This window comes from Streptomyces sp. SolWspMP-5a-2, from assembly GCF_900091845.1.
In the GTDB taxonomy this organism is placed as follows: Bacteria; Actinomycetota; Actinomycetes; order Streptomycetales; family Streptomycetaceae; genus Streptomyces; species Streptomyces doudnae.
The window spans coordinates 1-16,347 of sequence record NZ_FMCI01000029.1 but is presented as its reverse complement, the minus strand read 5'-3'; the positions used below and the strand labels follow the sequence as shown (position 1 = coordinate 16,347).

The window sequence follows — 16,347 nt, the reverse complement described above, 5'->3', positions numbered from 1 at the left end:
GACAGCGGTTGGTGCCGGTAACGGCGACGGCTACGGCCGGACTCCTGCTCATCGGTCTGACGGCGTGCGGAGGCAGCGACTCCGGCGGGACCGAGGGCAAGTCCGGCTACAAGACGCTGACGCTGGTCGACGGGGCACAGACCCTCTCGGCGTTCAACGCGCCCTATGACGTGTACGCCCCCAAGCACGCGTGGAAATCCGCCGGGATCGACGTCAAGATACAACTCGTCCAGGGCGGCACCCAGTCCGCGCAGCTCGTCGCCACGGGGAAGGCCGACGTCAGCATCGTCGGCCTCAGCTCGGCGCTGTCGGTCGCCTCCCAGAGCCCGAACGTCAAGATCGTCGCGGTGACCGGCGGCAACATCTGGCACCTCGCCGTGTCGAAGAACAGTCCCATCACCTCGATCAGCCAGCTCAAGGGCAAGACCGTCGGCGTCCAGGCGCTCAACACCGGCTCGTACCTCTACAACCGCGCCGCGCTGCAACTGGACGGCATGAGCCCGGACAAGGACGTCAAGTGGCTGCCGATCGGCACCGGTGCCCAGGCCGCCCAGGCCGTGAACTCCCGGCAGGTGGCGGCGGTCGCGACCTATGACGGCCCCTACGAGGTGCTCAGCGGACTGACGAAGGACGGCCTGCGGATACTGCCGTCCCCGCTGGACGAGCTCGACGGCTCCGGCGCGTGGATCGTCAACGCCGACACCCTGAAGTCCCACCGGGCCGAGATCGTGAAGTTCATCCAGGGCATGTCCGAGACGTCGCTGGTCGCGCAGTCCGCACCGCAGACCATCATCAAGGAGCTGTTCGCGGCCCATCCGGACACCAAGCCGCGCGGCGCCTCGGACGCCGATGCCGTCACCCAGACCGAGGCGCTCGTCAAGGCGTACTGGTCGAAGATCGCCAACATGGGTCCCGAAGGGGCCTACGGTGTGCTCTCCGACGCGCAGATCGCGAAGGCCGTCAAGTTCCACCAGGACGCCGGCATCGTCAAGGGGAAGATCGACATCCCCTCGACGTTCGATCTGAAGGTGGCCGAGGCGGCGAACGACTACGACCGGGACGCCGCGCTCAAGGCGCAGACCGCCACCCCCTGAGACGCCGCCCCTGCGCGGCCGGCCGGTCCACCCCTGCCGGCCGTGTCCCCCCACCCGGCCGGCGGGCCCGACCGAGGCGCTGCCGCCCGCGAAAGGAGCACCACCGTGACTTCCTCCGAGAAGAACGACGGCCAGATACTGTCCACCCTGGCCAACGGCCTGCAGGTCCTGGAGAGCCTCGCCGCGGGACGCACCAGCGTCCGGCACCTGAGCGGGGAGCTGGGGCTGGCCAGGCAGACGGTCTACCGGCTTCTGCGCACCCTCACCGCGCTGGGCTGGGTCGAAAGGGACCCGATCGACGACACGTACCGGCTGACGACCACCGTGTGGAGCATCGCCAGCCGGTCCTTCCGGCTGTCGGACGTGCGCGACACGCTCTACCCGATGGTCCGCCGCCTCGCGCAGGAACACGGCGAGACCGTGCACCTGGCGACCTACGAACGAGGCCAGGTCACCTACATCGACAAGGCGGACGGCTGGCAGCCGATCCGCAGCTACACCGAACTCGGCGGCACCGCACCGGCGTACTGCGTCGCGACCGGGAAGATGCTGCTGTCCATGCAGCCCGAGGGCGAGATCACGAGGGTGCTGTCCGGGCCGCTGCAGGCACACACCGAGGCGACCGTCACCGACGCCGACGTCCTCCGCCGCGAACTCGCCGAGACGCGCGAGCGCGGGTACGCCGTCAACGACAGCGAATGGCGCACCGGTGTGGCCGGCCTCGCTGTCATGGTCGTCAGCGGACCGACCGGTGAGAGCGTCGCGATCGGGTTCTCCGGACCGCAAGCCCGCATCACCAGCCGATTCGATGTGCTGCTCAGCGCGTTAAGGGCTGCTGTCGCCCGGTCCCCCTTCATTCACCCCACGGCCGCAGCCACACCCGACAAGGACCTGGAAGACCTATGAAGTCCGCAACGACAGGCACGCAGACACCGGCCTCACCGGCGGGTGTCGGGCGCGAGATCATCCTGGAATCCGTCTCGAAAACCTACGCGGTCAAAGGGGGCAAGGAGCCGGTCACCGCGCTGACTTCGGTCGACCTGACGATCGCCCGCGGGGAGTTCCTGTCGCTGGTCGGGCCCAGCGGATGCGGCAAGTCCACGATGCTGAACATCATCGCGGGACTGCTCCCCTCGTCGACCGGCACCGTCCGCATCGGCGACCGCGCGGTCAGCGAGCCCGACCCGTCCACGGGCATCGTCTTCCAGAAGGCGACGCTGCTGCGCTGGCTGACGATCGAGGACAACGTCCTGCTGCCGTGCAAGGTCGGCAGACGCGTCGACACCGCCGCGCTGCGACGAGCCGACCACCTTCTCGAACTCGCCGGGCTGGCCGACTTCCGGCACCGGTATCCGCGCGAACTCTCCGGCGGGATGCAGCAGCGCGCCTCCATCGTGCGCGCCCTCGTCGGCGATCCCGAGGTCCTCCTGATGGACGAGCCGTTCAGCGCCCTGGACGAGTTCACCCGCGAAGGCCTGCAGGACGAGCTCATGCGGCTGTGGACCGACCGCCCCAAGACTGTCGTCTTCATCACGCACAACATCGCCGAGGCCGTCTACCTCTCCGACCGGGTCGGCGTCATGACCAGCCGACCGGGGACGTTGAAGGAGATCGTCGACATCCCGCTGGCCCGCCCGCGCACACCACGCCTGCGCACCGATCCGGCCTTCTACGAGCTCGTCAGCCGGATCCGGGGCCTCATCGGCCACCAGGAGCAGGGAGCACACGCGTGAGCGCCACCACCGGACCCCAGCCCGACACCGCCATACCCCTCCCCGACGCCGCACCCGAGTCCCCGAAGGGCCGTCGCCCCCGCGGCGACCGGCCGGAACGCAAGCCCTCGCTCGCCCTGCGCGCCGGTCTGCCCGCGGCCGTCGGAATCGTGCTCCTGCTCCTCTGGCAGTTCGTCTCGGCGAACCACCTGGTGTCGGACCTGCTGATCCCGCCGGTGGACAAGACCTGGGACGCGCTGCGAGCCGGACTCGTCGACGGCGACTGGTGGGGCGACATCAGCACCACGCTGCTGGAGATGGTCATCGGCTTCGCCATCGGCGTCGTCGCCGGACTGCTGCTCGGCGCCCTGTTCGCCCACAGCCCGATCAGCCGCATCGCGTTCTACCCGTACGTGATCGCGCTCCAGGCGTTCCCCAAGATCGCCGTCGCGCCCCTGCTCGTCGTGGCTCTCGGTTACGGCATGTCGCCGAAGATCGCCGTCGCGGCCTCGCTCGCCTACTTCCCGGTGATGACCGCCGCCATCGCCGGCTTCACCGAGATCGACGCCGACGAACACAACTTCATGCGCTCCATCAACGCGTCGCGCTGGCAGGAGATGCGCTACCTGCGCCTCCCCAACGCGATGTCCTACCTGTTCCCCTCCTTCGACGTCGCGCTGATCGTGGCGCTGCTCGGCGCGGTGGCGGCGGAACTGGTCGGCTCGCAGAACGGGCTGGGCTACATACTCGTGCAGGCGCAGGCGATGGGTGACACGGCCGCCATCTTCGCCGACCTGATCGTGCTGGCTCTGCTGGGAGTCGTCCTCCAGGCGATCATCGTCCTCGTCCGACGGCTGCTGCCGCAGAGCATCGTGCCGCGCCGATGAGCCGGACCACGTGGCTGAGCCACGTCACCGTCCTCGACGCGGGAACCAGCGCCGCCGCACGGTACTGCGGCTGGCTGTTCGTGCAGAACGGCGCCCGCGTCCTCGACCACGGTGGGCGGCCGGGCAACCAGCTCACCGAGGCCACGCTGGACTTCCTGGACACCGGGAAGGAACGGGCCGCCGGTCCGCCCGTCACCCCCGACATCGTCCTCCTGGACGCACCCGGCCCCGCGCCGTCCGCCGCACGGCTGACGGGTGTGATCGACGCCTACGGCCCCGAAGGACCGCGCGCCGACTGGGCCGCCGACGAGGTCACCCTCGCGGCCATGGGTGGAGCGGCCGCGTACACCGTCGGCCGCGACGGAACCCCCGTCTACGGTTTCGGCCTGCGCTACCAGTACCTCGCCGGGCTCTATCTCTTCACCGCGCTCGTCGCCGAGCTCTCGGCGTCGCGGCCCGGCAGCCATGAGGTCCGCGTCTCCCTGCTGGAGACGGTCGCCAGCGTGCTGCCGTACCCGACCACCCAGTACGCCTACAACGGCTCGGACTCGCTCCTGGAGCAGTCGGGCCCACGGTTCGTCGTCGCCTGCACGGACGGATGGGTCGTCGTCTACGCGGGCCTCGCCTGGACCGCGATCACCAGGATGCTGGAGCGCCCGGATCTCGACGAGGACCGGCGGTTCGTCGAACTCGGCGACCGGTTCGGCCATGTCGCCGAACTCGGGCTCCTCTTCGACGCCTGGGGCGCCGGCCGGACCGTCGCCCAGGCCCTCGCCGACGGCGCCGCCCACGACGTCGCCACCGCCGCGGTGCGCTCCCCGGAGCAGGTGCTCGCCGATCCCGACCTCTCGGCGCGCGGCGTGTGGCACGAGGTCCGGGGCGGCGGACACGCCCCGACCATTCCTAACCTGCTCGTCACCGAGGGAGTGAGCACGTGAACGAGGACCTGCCTCTCGCCGGCATCCGCGTGTTCGACCTGACCCACGTGTGGTCGGGGCCGATGGGCACCCGCATTCTCGCGGCTCTGGGCGCCGAGGTCCTGAAGATCGAGAACCCCGACCGCCCCGACATCCTGCGCGGCAACGGCAACGACCTGCGCCTGCGCTACCCGGACCTCGACTACGGCGACGACCCGCGCAACCGCAACGCCTGGTTCAACACGCAGAACGTCGGCAAGAAGAGCGTCCGGCTGGACCTGAAGTCGCCCGAGGACATCGAAAAGGCACGCCGGCTCGCCGCGACCTGCGACGTCGTCATGTCCAACTACCGCGCCGGCGTGCTCTCCCGTATGGGCTTCGGCTACGAGCAGTTGCGCGACCTGCGCCCCGACATCGTCGTCGTGGAGATGACCGCGTTCCCCTCGACGTCTCCGCAGGCCCGTGCCGCGGGCTTCGGCGCCCAGTTCGACGCGGCGAGCGGCAACACGTGGCTCTCCGGCGACGAGTCCGGACCGGTGCTCACCGGCTTCGCCATCGGCGACCCGGTCGGCGGCATGTTCGCCGCCGCGGCCGTGATGACCGGCCTCGAACGGCGCCGCCGCACGGGCCGCGGATGCCATGTCGAGATCCCGCAGTCCGAGGCGATGATGCCCCTGTTCGGCGAGCAGTACGTGCTCGAATCCCGGGGCACGGCAGGGCAGTTGCGCATGAACGGCGACCCGACCGGGGCACCGCACGGCATCTACCCGACGGCCAACGGCCAGTGGCTCGCGCTGGGCGTCCACGACGACGGGCAGTGGGCGGCCGTCGCCGCGGTGATGGACAGCGCCGGTGTCACGCCACAGCCCGGATGGGAAACGGCGGCCGGACGGGCCGGTGACCTGGAACGTGTCGAGGCGGCGGTGTCCACCTGGCTGAGCGGCATCACAGATCCCGACGCCCTCGTGGCCGCTCTGCAGGCCGACAGAGTCCCTTCGGCACGCGTCGCGGGACCCGCCGACCTCTTCGCCGACGAACAGCTGCGCGACTCCGGGTTCTTCACCGAACTCGATCACCCCAGCGCGGGCCGGCACCCCTACCCCGGGCTGCCCCTCCGCATCGACGGCGCACGCACCGTCCCGGACCGGCCGGCGCCGCTGCTCGGCCAGCACACCGGCGAGGTGCTCGGAGCACTGCCGCACGAGCGGCTGACGACAGGAGAAGCGTCATGAGCGGGAGCGTCACGTACGAGGTCGACGGCGACGTGGCGGTCGTGACGCTGCGCCGGCCGGAGAAGCTGAACGCGCTGTCGCCGCAGATGGTCGACGACCTGCAGAGGATCTGGCAGCGCTTCGCCGACGGCGACGCGCGGGCCGCGGTGCTCACTTCCGAAGGGGAGCGCAGCTTCTGCGCGGGCATCGACCTCGGCGACGTCACCCACGACATGTGGCGCTGTGTACCGGGGTTGTCGGTCGACCTGGACAAGCCGGTGGTCGCCGCGGTGTCCGGCCACTGCATCGGCGCGGGATGGGTGCTGGCGCAGTACAGCGACCTCATCGTCGCCACCGAGACGGCGAGGTTCGTCTATCCCGAGGGCCGGGTGGGCGCGTTCGGCGGCCTGGCGTCGGGCATCGTGGCACGCGTCCCGCAGAAGGTGGCCGCGGAGTTCCTGATGCTGGGCGAGCCGATCCCCGCGGCCCGCGCCTACGACGTCGGAATGATCAACGCGGTCGTCGCACCCGGCGAACACGTCACCAGGGCCATGGACTGGGCCCGGAAACTGGCCGCGTCCGCCCCCCTGGTCATCCGGACGGCCAAGGCACTCGTCGACCAGCACGTGGGCCAGGCCGCCGTCGAACAACATGTGCGCACTGCCCGCCTGCTGGGCCGGGTGTCGTCGAGCGAGGACCTGCAAGAGGGCCTGGCTGCCTTCCGCGAGCGCCGCGAACCGCATTTCCGCGGCCGATAGGAGACGGACAATGACAGTACAGCTCGCCCACGACGAGCAGCCGCAGACGGCTGCCCGAGCACGGCCCCTGACCGGTATCCGGGTTCTGGAGTTCGGACATGTGGCGGCCGGTCCGTTCGCGGGCATGCTCCTCGCCGACCTCGGCGCCGACGTGGTGAAGGTCGAACCCCCCAACGGTGACCAGATGCGGGGATGGCCACCGATCAAGGCGGATGCCGAAGGCCGCCGCTTCAGCTACAACTTCACCTCGCTCAACCGCAACAAGCGCTCCGTCGTGGCGGACCTCAAGGACCCGGCGCAGAACGCCGAGGTGCGGGCGCTCATGCTCTCGGCCGATGTCGTCGTCCAGAACTACCGGCCCGGGGTCCTCGACCGGCTCGGGCTGGGGTACGAGTCGATCGCCGCCGAGCACAGCGGCATCATCTTCTGCTCGATCAGCGGCTACGGGCTCGAGAGCCCCTACCGCGACCGCGGCGCCTACGACGTCGTCATCCAGGGCATGAGCGGTCTGATGAGCGTCACCGGGTCCGACGGCGGTCCGCCGGTCAAGGCCGGTGTGCCGGTGGCGGACTTCATCACGGGCCTCTACGCGGCGATGTCGGTCGCGGCGCTGCTCACCGAGAGCGCCTCGCCGCGCACCTCGCGACACATCGACGTGCCGATGCTGGACTGCCTGCTGGCCACGTCCGCGCTGCAGGTCAGCGAGTTCTGGGGCACCGGACGCGCGCCCAGCCCGCTGGGCAGCGCGCACCCGCGCAACGCCCCCTACCAGGCGTTCAAGGCACAGGACCGTTACTTCACCCTCGCCGCCGGGACGGACGCGCTGTGGCGCTCCGTCTGCGCGGCGGTCGAGCGGGACGACCTGCTCGACGACCCGCGTTTCGCGACGCAGGAGGGGCGCGTGGCGCACCAGGAGGTGCTCGCCACGCTGCTGGAGAAGACGTTCCGCACGCGCGACGCGCACGAGTGGGTCACGACGCTGACCGCTCACGGCATACCCTGCGGGCCGATCAACACGTTCGAGGAGATCCTCGCCGATCCGCATGTCGCGGCCACCGGGCTGCTGACGTCGCTCACCGCCCCGATCCTCGGCGAGGTGCCCGACCTCACGTTCCCCGCTCGTATCTCCGGCACCGAGGCGGCGGGTGCCCGGCGTCCGCCGCTGCTCGGTGAGCACAACGACGAGGTCGTGACCGAGTGGACCGGGTGACCGCGCCGCCGGTGCGGTTGCAGACCGAGGGAACTCTCGCGACCCTGACGCTGCAGCGCGGGGAACGCGCGAACGCGCTGACCGCCGACATGGTCGACCTGATGCTCTCCGGCGTCGAGGCGGCGCAGGCCGCGGCGTGCACCGTGCTGGTGATCCGCTCGGCCGAGCGGCAGTTCTGCGGTGGCTTCGACCTCGGCCTGGACACCTCGGACCCGACCGCGTCGGCCGTACTGACCCTGCGCTTCCTGCGCATCGGTCTGCTGCTGGAGCGCGTCATGACGTCCGGCATGCTGACGATCGCCGCCGTGGAGGGCCCGGCCATCGGTGCGGGGGCCGACCTGGTCGCCGCCTGCGACGTGCGCATCGGCACCGAACGGGCCCGCTTCCGTTTCCCCGGCAGCGCTTTCGGCGTGGTCCTCGGGGTGTCGCGGCTGTCGCAGCTGGTGGGCCCGGCCCGCGCCGTGCAGCTCGGAGCCTCCGGGGCCGTCCTCGACGCGCGCGCGGCGTCGGCCTCCGGTCTGCTCACCGAGGTCGTCGCGGACGGCCGGCTGGAGGACGCGGTCCGCGAGACCGTCGATGCCGTCCACCGCTCGCCCGGGGTGCTGGCCGCGCTCAAGGAGGCGACCCAGCAGCGGGACCCCGCCGGTCTGGGCAGTCTGGCCCGTTCGCTGGCCCGCTCCCCCGATCTCGCCGGTTCCCTCGCCCACTACACCCGCGGCTCGCTGCCCGGACCCGCACGATGTCAGCACGACGAAAGGTAGCTCCATGACCGAGTCAGCCAGCGGCCTTGCCCTCGGCGACGACGCCGCGTTCGCCGCGTTCGTCCGCGCGGTCGACGGGGAGGTGCAGACCCTCGGCACCGACGAACAGGCCGTCACCCAGGCGGTCGCCCGTCATCTGCGGACCTGGTTCGAGTCCGGGATCACCCTCCCCGAACCGCTGCGCAGGCCGAACGAGGACCACTACGTGATGTACCCCCTGTACGTGGCGCCGGACGGCTCGTTCAGCATCGCCTCGGCGGTGTGGAACGTCGGGCAGAGGACACCCGTGCACGACCACGGAACCTGGGGCGTGATCGGCATCGTCGCGGGCCGGGAGCGGGAGCGGCGCTTCGCCGTCGACCCCTCGCGACCCAACGGACTGCGTGAGCTGGACGAGGGATTCCTCCAGCCGGGCGACATCGAGGTGTGCTGCACGACCGACCAGGACGTGCACTCGGTCGCCGCGGCCAGCGACGTGCCGTGTGTCGGCATCCACGTGTACGGAGCGGACATCGGCTCCCTGCCCCGCCGCTCGTACAGTGAGGAGGACGGCAGCCGCACGACGTTCGTCTCCGCCTGGGCACACGCGCGGTAGGCGGGTCCGCACGGAAGGCCGGTGGCGGCGCGACGACGAGATCGCGCCGCCACCGGCCTTTCGTCCTCCCGGCCCCGGTGGCGCGGGCACGAGGCCGAGGCGTCCTCGCCTCGCGGACCGCCGCGCACCGGGCGGGCGCTCGCTCCGACCGGGTCCGCGAGCGTGGTCCACGCTGCCCGGCAGCACCAGGACAGCACCCCCGTACGCACACTTCGCGTACGGGGGTGCTGTGCGGAGCGGTGCCGGGTCAGCCCATCTCGACGAGGGACCGGCCGAGGATCCTTCCCTGGCGCAGGGCCTCGACAGCCTGCGGCAGGTCCTCGAAGGCGAACCGCTCGGTCACCATCGCGGCGAGATCGAGGGTGCCGGTCAGGGTCCAGTCGCAGAACAGGCCGAGCTGGTCGTGGCCGCAGCCGCCGCCCAGGGTGCCGAGCAGCGACTTCTCCTTCGTCAGCAACTGGATCGGGTCGAGGTCCAGGGACGTCTTCGGTACGCCGACCACGACGGCGTTGCCACCCCGGTGGAGAGAGACCTTCCCGTCCGCCGCCATCGCCACGGCCTGGGTGATGGTGGTCGCGTTGCCGACGCAGTCCACGGCGGCGTCCACGCCGGGGTTCCCGCTGCGTCCGCGGGCCAGCTCGCGCACCGCGGCGACGGCGTCCTGGGTGGCCGAGTTGACTACGTGGGTTGCCCCGAACCGCTTGGCGAAGGCGAGTTTCTCGTCGGCGATGTCGATGGCGATGACCGCGGCAGCCCCCTGGGCCGCTGCCGCGGCGACCGCGGAGAGGCCCACCCCGCCGAGGCCGATGACCGCCACGGTGTCGCCGGCGGTGACGGCACCGGCGTTGATGACGGCGCCCGCGCCGGTGGGTACCGCGCACCCGATCAGCGCGAGGGCGGGATCACGCAACTGGGGCCCGAGCACGACGAGATACTGCTCGTCGACCACGGTGTGCTCGTTCCAGGTGCTGACGTTCGTCCAGAACGCCTCCGTGCCGTCGGGCAGCGTCGCGAGCGTCTGACCGGGCGCGCGCTCGGCGCTCTCGGCACTGGGCAGCCATGTGACCATGACCGTGTCCCCCACACCGACCCGGGTGACCGCGTCCCCGACGGCCTCGACGACTCCGTAGCCCTCGTGGCCGAACAGAAGCGGCTTGGGCCTGGGCTGGTGCATCCAGTAGATCTGGCTCTGGCAGACGCCCGTCGCGATCAGTCTGACCCGCACGTCGTGGGGGCGGGGGTCGGCGAGGGTGACGGTGGTGAGCTCGAGGGGGCCGTCCTGCTCCCGCTGGAAGTAGGCCCTGGTGGTGGTGGGCATGCGATCCTCCTCAGACGCCGGGCCACGGGCTGGGCAGCGGGCCTTCGCCCGTGCGCAGGGTGATGCGCTTGACCTGGGTGCACGCTTCGACTGCCTCGTTGCCGAAGGCGTTGTTGACCCCGCTCTGCTTGAAGCCGCCGAACGGCAGCTGCACGTCCATGACGAGGTAGGTGTTGCCGTGGACGACACCGGCCTCGAGGCGCTCGGCCATCCGGTGCAGCCGGGCCGCGTCGGACGTCCACACGTAGGAGGACAGGCCGTACTCGCTGTCGTTGGCCAGCGCGACGGCCTCCTCCTCGGTGCCGAACGTGGTGATCCCCAGGACCGGTCCGAAGACCTCCTCCCGGCTGACCTTCATGTCCGGGCGCACATCGGTGATGATCGTCGGGGCGATGAACAGCCCCTCACCCTCGGCCAGATGGACCGGCCTCCCGCCGCCCGCGCTGATGGTGGCGCCCTCGGCCTCCGCCGCCGCGATGAAGTCCATGACCTTGTCGTACTGCCGCCGGCACACCAGCGGACCGACCTGCGTGCCCGGGTCGAGCGGATCGCCGACGACCACGCGCGCGGCACGCTCGACCAGTTTCTCGGTGAACTCCGCGGCGATGTCCTCGTGCACGAGCAGGCGGCTGTTGGCCGCGCAGATCTGGCCGGCGTTCATCAGGATGCCGATGAGCACGCCGAGCGCGGCGTCGTCGAGGTCCGCGTCGGGGAACACGACGACGGGGCTCTTGCCGCCGAGTTCGAGCGTCGCCTTCTTGAAGCCGGCGGCCGCCGCGAGGTTCACCTTCTGCCCGGTCGGCACGGAGCCGGTGAAGGAGATGCCGTCGACGCCCGGGTGCTCGACGAGGGCGCCCCCCACGGCCCCGGTGCCGATGAGCACCTGGTACAGGCCCTCGGGCATACCGGCCTCGACCGTCAGCTCGGCCATGCGCTGCGCGGACAGCGGGGAGAACTCGGACGGCTTGACGATGACGGCGTTGCCGCAGCCCAGCGGTGGCAGCGTGCGCGAGACACTGCCCAACGCGGGTGCGTTCCAGGGCAGGACGACGGCGAACACGCCCAGGGGCTCGCGGATGGTGTACGACATGCGGCCGGGGACGTCGGCGAGCTGCTCGCCGTACAGCTTGTCGGTCTTCCCGGCCCACCAGCGGGCGTACCGCGCGGCGTTCCTGGTCTCGGCCAGGCCGTCACGGATGACCTTGCCCGTGCAGCGGGCATCGAGCGTGGCGAGCTCTTCGTGGTGCTCCTCGATCAGCTCCGACCACCGCCACAGCGCGCGGCTGCGGGCATCGGAGGTCATGCCCCACCACTGCTTCTGCGCGGCCTTCGCCCGCCGGACGGCGGCGTCGATCTCGCCCTGGGTGGCGTTCGCGAAGGTACCGACCTCCTCACCGGAGGTCGGGTTGATGACGACGAAGTCGCTGGGAGCGGCAGGGGCGTCGAGCGTAGAACTCATCGTGTCTTTACCTCGTCATGATGGGAAGTGCGGGTGCTTCGGCTCGTCGAAGGGGTCCTTCGGTGTGTTCGGAGTGCTCAGCTCGCGCGCCCTCAGGCGGAGTTGGCCGTCTCGGCCTTCCGCGCCTCTTCCACCTGGGTCTTCATCACCTGGAAGCCGTGCGTGATGCCACCGCCGGCACGGATCGCGGCGGAGACCATCACGGCCTCGGCGAGTTCCTCGGGCGTCGCGCCCGCGGCCACGGCGGCGCGGGTGTGGCTGTCGATGCAGAACGGACACTGGGTGGTCGTGCCGACGGCGACCGCGATCAGCTCACGGACCTTCTGCGGCAGTGCGGCGTCCTCGCTCTTGAACACCGCTTCGCCGAACGCGGCGTAGGCCGCCTGCATCGTCGGCGTGGCCCGGCGCAGGTTGGCGGCGTACTTGCGGTCGGCGGGGTCGTGGAAGCACATGGCGCGGATCCTTTCGGAGGAGGCGTCTGGGCGACTGCGCAGGCGCGGTCCTCACTAGAACAGTCGGTCTACTTAAAGTCAATGACGGTGCTATCCTCAATCCCATGACGCAGACCGGCGAGGCGGAGAACACGCCCCAGACCGGCGTCGAACGACAGCAGCGGCGCAAGCCAGGACTCGAGCGACTCCTCGCCACCGCCGACGAGTTGCTCTACGCCGAAGGAATCCAGCAGACCGGCGTCCAGCGCATACTCGAGCAGTCGAACGTCGCCCGGGGCACGCTGTACGGCAACTTCGGCGGCAAGGACGACCTGATCGCCGCCTACCTCCAAAGACGCCACACCCACACGCTCGCCGCCGTCACCACCGCGATCGAGCACGCGCACAGCGACGACCCGGCCGACGTCTTCGACGCCCTGCTCGACGTCGGCGAGAGCCGCTCCCAGCAGGGATCGTTCCGCGGCTGCGCCTTCGCACTCGCCGTCGCGGAGATGCCGGCGGCGGACGGGCCCGCGGCGCACTGGGCACGCACGCACAAGACAGCCATCAAGGCGCTGCTCAAGCAGGCCCTGACCGGCAGAGTGGCCGTGCCCGAACGCACCGCGGAGTCGTTGATGGTGCTCTACGACGGAGCGCTGCTGTCCGCCGCCCTGCGCCCCGGCGAGGACTCGTTCGAGGCCGCGAGAGCCGCGGGACGTCTGCTGATCACCACCGCCCTGCTCCCACCGGACCCTGCCCCAGGCTCATAACCACGTGTTATGAGCGTGCCAACCAAGTGACGGCTACCTGGAGGTCTACCCCGTACAGAGACTGACCGCATGCCCCGTACACAGCGTCAGCCCGGCGAACAGACTCCCCCTGCACGACGGACGCCGGACGTCGGACCGCAGCGCCTTGCCGCACCGCGCACGACAGTCCTGCGGCATGTTCCCGGGCTCGCGGTGTGCGCGGTCCTCGCGGCCGCCGCGACCGGAGCAGGACTGGTCGCCCCGCTCGTCGGGGCTCCGGTCATCGGCATCCTGATCGGCACACTGTGGCGCGTCAGGCTGGGCATCAGCCCCGTACTGCTGCCCGGAGTGGCCCGAGCCAAGGGCTTTGTGCTGCAGCTCGCCGTCGTGCTGCTCGGCACACAGCTGTCACTCACCGAAATCGCACAGGTTGGAGCCAGTTCCTTGCCGGTCATGCTCGGCACGCTCGCCGCATGCCTGGGCGTCGCGTACCTGGTGGGGCGCCGGCTGCGGATCGGCGCCGACCTGCGCACGCTCATCGGCGTCGGTACAGCGATCTGCGGTGCATCCGCGATCGCCGCCGTGAGCCCGGTCATCAAGGCCAAGAGCAACGACATCGCCTACGCGGTATCGACGATCTTCCTCTTCAACGTCGCCGCGGTGCTCGTCTTCCCGCCGCTGGGCCACGCGCTCGGCATGAGCCAGTCGGACTTCGGCCTGTTCGCCGGCACCGCCGTCAACGACACCAGTTCGGTCGTCGCGGCGGCCTCGTCCTACGGGCACGAGGCCGCCGACCACGCCGTCGTCGTCAAGCTCGTACGATCGCTGATGATCATACCGATCTGCCTCGCGCTGGCCGCCCTGGTACGTCGCCGTGAGGCGAGGACCGACCCGGCGACCGCAGCCGGGAAGGTCAACCCGGTCCGGCTCGTGCCGTGGTTCCTCGTCGGCTTCCTGCTCACCGCGGCGGCCAACACCGCAGGCCTGCTGCCGCAGTCGACGCACGCGGCGCTTGCCCACACGGCACTGTTCTTCATCACGACTGCCCTCGTGGGCATCGGACTGTCCACGGACATCACGGAGTTGCGCCGCACCGGCCCCCGGCCCGTCGTCCTGGGACTGGTCCTCTGGGCGACGGTGGCCGCGACGAGTCTCCTCCTCCAACTCGCGGTCGGGTGACGTCGTGCCGCTTCCCCCATGGATTCCCGACCTCGGGTCACTCGACCTGTTGCTGAGCGTGGCGGAGCTGGGCAGCGTCGGAAAGGCCGCCCACGAGCACGGCATGAGCCAACCGGCGGCGAGCAACCGGCTCAACCGACTGGAGCGCCGGACGGGCCTCGCCCTGCTGACGCGCACGACCACCGGTACGACTCTGACACCTGTCGGCGAGGCGTTCGCCGCGTGGGCCCGCGACGTCCTCCGGCCGGCGCAGGTACTGGCGAGCAATGTCGAGGCCCTGCGCCGCAGCAGAGGAGCGCGCCTGAGAGTCGCGGCAAGCCTCACCAACGCCGAGTACCTCATGCCTCGTTGGCTGCTCGTCCTGCGCCATGACCATCCCCGCCTGGAGGTCTCCGCCGTCGTCGCCAACTCGCACGACGTCTGCGACCGGGTCCGCAGCGGACAGGCCGACATAGGCTTCGTGGAGATGCCGACCGTGCCCCAGGACCTGTCCCACCGTCAGATCGACACCGACGAGCTGGCCCTGGTCGCGGCGCCGACCTATCCGGCAGCACGCCGCTCGTTCCCGCTGCGGCCCGCTGACCTGCTCACCCAGCCGACACTGCTGCGCGAGCACGGGTCGGGCACACGGGACACGTTCGTGGCAGCGCTGGCCGGCGCCTTGAGAACCGGCGCGCCCAAGCTTCCGTACGCGATCGAACTCGGTTCGACGGCCACCATTCTCGCCACGGCACGCGCCGGCGGGGGAATCGGCGTCATCAGCGCGCGAGCGGCATCGGCCGACATACAGAACGGCAGCCTCGTCCGGCTCGACGTCCCAGGCCTGCGGCCGATCCGGGCGCTCAACGCCGTCTGGCTGGGCGCGGCTCCCTCGGACTCAGCCATGCACCTCGTCGAGCTGGCCCACCAGCTGCGCAACGCGCCGGACACCGCGCTCCGCTGAGGAGTCTGCCCGACCTGCGACCTCCGGTGCAGGCCGTCTCCGGGTATCAACTACCGTTTCCACCTTGCAGGTTGACGCTCGACGATTCCGGGACGTCAACCTGCCCCTCCCCCGGTCTGCCCGCCCGGATCGATGCCATGGCCGGCCGGGGAGAAGCTGGTGAAGGCTCTGTCGCTCTGGCCGTTCAAGCCACTGACGAATCCTCTTGTGTCTGCGCGTGAGTCATGCGGCGGAATACGAATAGAACCCTCGCCCGGCCTTCCGTCCGAGGTGACCGGCCATCACCATGCGGGCCAGCAGGGGCGGTGGCGCGTACAGAGGCTCCTTGTACTCGTCGTACAGCGATTCCGCCACGGCCAGCGTCGTGTCCAGGCCGATGTGATCGGCGAGTGCCAGTGGGCCCATCGGATGGGCGCACCCGCGCACCATGCCCTGGTCGATGTCCTGGGCCACCGCGAAACCGGACTCGAACATGCGGATCGCCGAGAGAAGGTACGGAATCAGAAGGGAGTTGACGACGAAGCCTGCCCGGTCCTGGGACACGATGACGTGCCGTCCCAGGACCTCCGTGGCGAACTGGTGCATCCTCGACCAGGCGTCGTCGCTCGTCACCAGCGACGGAACCAGCTCGACGAGGTCCAGCACAGGGACGGGATTGAAGAAGTGCAGGCCCATGACCCGGCCCGGACACGAGGTGGCCGCAGCAAGTTTCATGATGGGGATGGATGAGGTGTTGGAAGCGAGGAGAGCGTCCGGTCGCGTCATGACGCGGTCGAGCGTGGCAAAGATGCCGGTCTTGAGTTCCTCGTCCTCGGGCACCGCTTCGACGGCGAGGTCCCGGTCGGCGAAGTCGGCCAGGTCGACCGTGAAGCTCAGGGACCCCAGCACCGCATCGCGCGCTTGTGCCGTCAGCTTCCCCCGGTCCACGGCCCGGTCGAGCGACTGGCCGATCCTGGTTCTGCCGGTCTCCGACGCCGTGTCATCGACTTCGTAGACAAGCGTGTCCAGGCCGTTGCGGGCGCACACCTCGGCGATCCCGGAGCCCATCAGGCCGCAGCCGACGACGCCGACCTTCCGTATTCCCTCGCCGTGCGCACTCATCGGGTTCCCTCCTTGGCTGCGA

At 70.4% G+C, this 16,347-nt stretch carries 17 protein-coding genes; 13 read left to right on the top strand and 4 right to left on the bottom strand.

What is annotated here, in order from left to right; genetic code table 11:
- The first annotated feature begins 11 nt into the window (after positions 1-11).
- From GA0115242_RS01660 to GA0115242_RS01615, 10 genes are all read left to right on the top strand, one after another.
- Positions 12-1,094: an ABC transporter substrate-binding protein gene (locus GA0115242_RS01660; protein WP_176729718.1), complete on the top strand. Its 1,083-nt coding sequence runs from the start codon at positions 12-14 to the stop codon at positions 1,092-1,094.
- A gap of 105 nt (positions 1,095-1,199) precedes the next feature.
- On the top strand, positions 1,200-2,000 hold the full coding sequence (locus GA0115242_RS01655) for an IclR family transcriptional regulator (protein WP_141721447.1): 801 nt from the start codon (positions 1,200-1,202) through the stop codon (positions 1,998-2,000).
- The gene (locus tag GA0115242_RS01650) at positions 1,997-2,827 is read left to right on the top strand and encodes an ABC transporter ATP-binding protein (protein ID WP_093823702.1); all 831 of its coding nucleotides are present in this window, start codon (positions 1,997-1,999) and stop codon (positions 2,825-2,827) included. Before GA0115242_RS01655 ends, GA0115242_RS01650 begins: the two co-directional genes overlap by 4 nt.
- Positions 2,824-3,693, top strand: coding sequence for an ABC transporter permease (locus tag GA0115242_RS01645; protein ID WP_093823700.1), 870 nt, complete (start codon positions 2,824-2,826; stop codon positions 3,691-3,693). Before GA0115242_RS01650 ends, GA0115242_RS01645 begins: the two co-directional genes overlap by 4 nt.
- On the top strand, positions 3,690-4,631 hold the full coding sequence (locus GA0115242_RS01640) for a CoA transferase (protein WP_093823698.1): 942 nt from the start codon (positions 3,690-3,692) through the stop codon (positions 4,629-4,631). The genes GA0115242_RS01645 and GA0115242_RS01640 overlap by 4 nt, the downstream gene beginning before the upstream one ends.
- On the top strand, positions 4,628-5,842 hold the full coding sequence (locus GA0115242_RS01635) for a CaiB/BaiF CoA transferase family protein (protein ID WP_093823696.1): 1,215 nt from the start codon (positions 4,628-4,630) through the stop codon (positions 5,840-5,842). The genes GA0115242_RS01640 and GA0115242_RS01635 overlap by 4 nt, the downstream gene beginning before the upstream one ends.
- Positions 5,839-6,579, top strand: a complete 741-nt coding sequence (locus GA0115242_RS01630; protein ID WP_093823693.1) for an enoyl-CoA hydratase/isomerase family protein — start codon at positions 5,839-5,841, stop codon at positions 6,577-6,579. The genes GA0115242_RS01635 and GA0115242_RS01630 overlap by 4 nt, the downstream gene beginning before the upstream one ends.
- Before the next feature lie 10 nt (positions 6,580-6,589).
- Positions 6,590-7,789 (top strand): CaiB/BaiF CoA transferase family protein, encoded by a 1,200-nt coding sequence (locus GA0115242_RS01625; protein WP_093823692.1) that lies wholly within the window; start codon positions 6,590-6,592, stop codon positions 7,787-7,789.
- Positions 7,786-8,550 (top strand): enoyl-CoA hydratase/isomerase family protein, encoded by a 765-nt coding sequence (locus GA0115242_RS01620; RefSeq protein ID WP_161352938.1) that lies wholly within the window; start codon positions 7,786-7,788, stop codon positions 8,548-8,550. Before GA0115242_RS01625 ends, GA0115242_RS01620 begins: the two co-directional genes overlap by 4 nt.
- A 4-nt stretch (positions 8,551-8,554) precedes the next feature.
- Complete coding sequence (locus GA0115242_RS01615; RefSeq protein WP_093823690.1) at positions 8,555-9,145, top strand: cysteine dioxygenase family protein; 591 nt, start codon at positions 8,555-8,557, stop codon at positions 9,143-9,145.
- 247 nt (positions 9,146-9,392) lie between these two features.
- Here GA0115242_RS01615 and GA0115242_RS01610 read toward each other — a convergent pair whose 3' ends face one another.
- The 3 genes from GA0115242_RS01610 to GA0115242_RS01600 form a co-directional block, all read right to left on the bottom strand.
- The gene (locus GA0115242_RS01610; protein WP_093823689.1) at positions 9,393-10,463 is read right to left on the bottom strand and encodes a zinc-binding dehydrogenase; all 1,071 of its coding nucleotides are present in this window, start codon (positions 10,461-10,463) and stop codon (positions 9,393-9,395) included.
- A gap of 10 nt (positions 10,464-10,473) precedes the next feature.
- Positions 10,474-11,922 (bottom strand): aldehyde dehydrogenase family protein, encoded by a 1,449-nt coding sequence (locus GA0115242_RS01605; RefSeq protein WP_093823688.1) that lies wholly within the window; start codon positions 11,920-11,922, stop codon positions 10,474-10,476.
- A 92-nt stretch (positions 11,923-12,014) separates the two neighbouring features.
- Complete coding sequence (locus GA0115242_RS01600) at positions 12,015-12,374, bottom strand: carboxymuconolactone decarboxylase family protein (RefSeq protein ID WP_093823687.1); 360 nt, start codon at positions 12,372-12,374, stop codon at positions 12,015-12,017.
- 104 nt (positions 12,375-12,478) lie between these two features.
- Here GA0115242_RS01600 and GA0115242_RS01595 point away from each other — a divergent pair, with 104 nt between their 5' ends.
- The 3 genes from GA0115242_RS01595 (at position 12,479) to GA0115242_RS01585 (ending at position 15,224) form a co-directional block, all read left to right on the top strand.
- On the top strand, positions 12,479-13,123 hold the full coding sequence (locus GA0115242_RS01595; protein WP_093823685.1) for a TetR/AcrR family transcriptional regulator: 645 nt from the start codon (positions 12,479-12,481) through the stop codon (positions 13,121-13,123).
- Between the two features lie 69 nt (positions 13,124-13,192).
- The gene (locus tag GA0115242_RS01590; protein WP_093823683.1) at positions 13,193-14,281 is read left to right on the top strand and encodes a YeiH family protein; all 1,089 of its coding nucleotides are present in this window, start codon (positions 13,193-13,195) and stop codon (positions 14,279-14,281) included.
- A gap of 4 nt (positions 14,282-14,285) precedes the next feature.
- A complete protein-coding gene (locus GA0115242_RS01585; protein WP_093823681.1) occupies positions 14,286-15,224 on the top strand; it encodes a LysR family transcriptional regulator in 939 nt (312 codons plus the stop codon).
- Positions 15,225-15,446: 222 nt separating this feature from the next.
- On the opposite strand, the gene GA0115242_RS01580 is transcribed toward GA0115242_RS01585, so the two are convergent.
- On the bottom strand, positions 15,447-16,325 hold the full coding sequence (locus GA0115242_RS01580) for a 3-hydroxybutyryl-CoA dehydrogenase (protein ID WP_093823679.1): 879 nt from the start codon (positions 16,323-16,325) through the stop codon (positions 15,447-15,449).
- Positions 16,326-16,347: the final 22 nt, after the last annotated feature.